The sequence below is a fragment of the Limosilactobacillus reuteri genome (genome assembly GCF_020785355.1).
GTDB lineage: Bacteria > Bacillota > Bacilli > Lactobacillales > Lactobacillaceae > Limosilactobacillus > Limosilactobacillus reuteri_I.
The window spans coordinates 1-389 of sequence record NZ_JAJGVH010000043.1; the positions used below are offsets into that span (position 1 = coordinate 1).

Annotated in this window: 1 pseudogene; it reads left to right on the forward strand. The window is 42.2% G+C overall.

The window, feature by feature from the left end:
- Positions 1-389, forward strand: a pseudogene (locus LMB56_RS01465) (hypothetical protein); the annotation flags it as partial.

A 389-nucleotide genomic window follows, 5' to 3' on the forward strand; every position in this document is an offset into this window, starting at 1 on the left:
GAATTACTTAAGCTCTCACTCATTGAGACTGAGTTACTGAGGCTTTCACTCATGGAAACGGAGTTACTTAAACTTTCGCTCATCGATACAGAATTACTTAAGCTCTCGCTCATCGATACCGAGTTGCTGAGACTTTCGCTCATTGAGACCGAGTTACTCATGCTTTCACTCATCGATACCGAGTTACTCATGCTTTCACTCATTGATACCGAGTTGCTTATGCTTTCGCTCATCGATACCGAGTTACTTAAACTTTCGCTCATTGATACTGAGTTACTTATACTCTCGCTCATCGATACTGAGTTGCTTATGCTTTCGCTCATGGAAACGGAGTTACTCAAACTTTCACTCATCGAGACGGAATTACTTAAGCTCTCGCTCATCGATAC